General features: G+C 74.1%; 3 protein-coding genes and 1 pseudogene. 2 read left to right on the forward strand and 2 right to left on the reverse strand.

Features of this window, described 5'->3' with window-relative positions:
• Window positions 1-181: sigma-70 family RNA polymerase sigma factor (locus H5J29_RS31510; protein WP_181784575.1), on the forward strand; the 181-nt coding region annotated here is incomplete at its 5' end.
• A gap of 3 nt (window positions 182-184) precedes the next feature.
• On the opposite strand, the gene H5J29_RS31515 is transcribed toward H5J29_RS31510, so the two are convergent.
• Both H5J29_RS31515 and H5J29_RS31520 read right to left on the reverse strand, forming a co-directional pair.
• Window positions 185-478 carry a YciI family protein gene (locus H5J29_RS31515; RefSeq protein ID WP_181784576.1) on the reverse strand — a complete coding sequence of 98 codons (294 nt, stop codon included), beginning with the start codon at window positions 476-478 and terminating at the stop codon, window positions 185-187.
• A 49-nt stretch (window positions 479-527) separates the two neighbouring features.
• Window positions 528-1,406: a LysR family transcriptional regulator gene (locus H5J29_RS31520; RefSeq protein ID WP_181784577.1), complete on the reverse strand. Its 879-nt coding sequence runs from the start codon at window positions 1,404-1,406 to the stop codon at window positions 528-530.
• Window positions 1,407-1,479: 73 nt separating this feature from the next.
• Between H5J29_RS31520 and H5J29_RS31525 the strand changes: the two are divergent.
• A pseudogene (locus tag H5J29_RS31525) lies at window positions 1,480-1,731 on the forward strand (EamA family transporter); the annotation flags it as partial.

The following is a 1,731-nucleotide window of genomic DNA, read 5'->3' on the forward strand; positions in this document are numbered from 1 at the left end:
GGAGGCGCTGCGCCCGCTGCTGGACCGGCTGCCCGCGCGCGAGCGGGACATCCTCATGCTGCGCTTCTTCGGCGACATGACCCAGACCCAGATCGCGGAGCGCCTGGGCATCTCGCAGATGCACGTGTCCCGGCTGCTCGCCCGGACCCTCGCCGACCTCAGGTCCGGGTTGGGGGCGTAGGGCTCAGAGCTCGCTGTAGAGCGAGCCCATCACCGGCTCCCACTCGGTGACCGAGTACTCGCTGATCACGCCGGCCTCGGTGAACGGGTCCTTGGCCACGAACCCCTCGACCGCGTCTCGGGTGTCCGCCTGGAACAGCAGCAGCGCGCCGGGCAGCTCGCCGGAGGCCCAGGGGCCGGAGAGCACGAGGTGCTCCTGGTCGACGAGCCCGCGCAGGTACTCGCGGTGCTCGGGGCGAACGCGGTCGAGCGTGTCGTCGTCGTCGGTGTACGAGTAGGTCACGGCGTAGAGGGCCATGGGTCTCCTTGGGTCGGGCTCGTGCAGACCGTACATCGCGTCCGCCCGATCATGGTGGGCCGTGCAGCCTGCCCGCCACCAGCGCCAACGGCGCCCACGCGGCCCGCCCGCGGCCCACGACGGCGAAGGCCCGCAGCAGCACGTCCGGCTCGCGCAGCGGGAGGAGCCGCACGCCTGCGCGCACCGGCCCGCCCTCCGGCAGCAGCCCCACCCCGAGCCCGGCGGCGACCAGGTCCTGGACGAGGTCGAGGCTGTCCGCGCGGTGCGCGATCCGGGGGGTGAAGCCCGCGTGGGCCGCCAGTGCGGCGACCACGCGCTCGTCCGCGTCGTTGCGGGAGTTCACGATCCAGTCGTGCGAGCGGTAGCGGTCCACGGTGGCCACGGCGGGCAGGTCCGCAGGCGCGCCCTCCGCGGGTACCCCGAGACCCCACCGCACCGTCCACAGCGGAGTGGCCTCCACGCGGTCGTCGAAGGTCCGCGGTGCGAGCGCGTAGTCGTAGACCAGGGCGAGGTCGACGGCGTCGGCGGTGAGCAGGTCCAGGGCCTCGGCGGGCTCGTGCTCGGCGATGAGCATGCGCACCGCGGTGCCCTCGAGCGAGGCGAGCAGCGGGAGCAGCGAGCGGCGGATCGCCGTGGCGAAACCCGCGACCCGCACGGTCCCTGCGGGCTCGGCGGCGGGGTCCAGGTCCAGCCGGGCCGCGTCGACGGCCGCGAGGATCGTGACCCCGTGGTCCGCCAGCCGTCGTCCGGCGGGGGTGAGCCGGACCCGGCGGCCGACCGGCTCCAGCAGCGCGGTGCCTGCCTCCTGCGCGAGCGCGGCGATCTGCTGCGAGACGGTCGACGTGGTGACCCCCAGCTCGTCCGCCACCGCGCGCATCGAGCTGAGCCGGGCCAGCGCGACCAGCAGCTCGAGGCGCCGCGTCTCCATTCACGAATCATGAACGGTGTGTGCAGAGAAGTCACGTGGACGCGAACGGTGCCGCTGACCTCTACTGGACGGCGTGAGCACCCGATCCGGCACCGCGTTCGCGGTCGTCGCCATGACCTGTGTCCAGCTCGGTCTCGCCGTGTCCGTGGGGCTGGTCGACCGGCTCGGCACCGACGGCACCGCATGGCTGCGGCTGGCCTGGGCCGGGCTGCTCCTCGCCGTGGTCGTGCGTCCGCGGGGGCTGGGCCGCCGCACGTTGCTGACCTGCGCCCTCCTCGGGCTCGTGACCGCGGCGCTCACCCTGCTCTTCATGGCCGCCGTGGCG

The organism is Pseudonocardia pini (assembly GCF_013870575.1).
Lineage (GTDB): Bacteria > Actinomycetota > Actinomycetes > Mycobacteriales > Pseudonocardiaceae > Pseudonocardia > Pseudonocardia pini.

What these genes read in the sequence shown, in the direction of transcription:
- H5J29_RS31515 (WP_181784576.1), bottom strand. Translation starts at nt 478, where the DNA reads ATGGCCCTCTACGCCGTGACCTACTCGTACACCGACGACGACGACACG.
- H5J29_RS31520 (WP_181784577.1), bottom strand. Translation starts at nt 1,406, where the DNA reads ATGGAGACGCGGCGCCTCGAGCTGCTGGTCGCGCTGGCCCGGCTCAGC.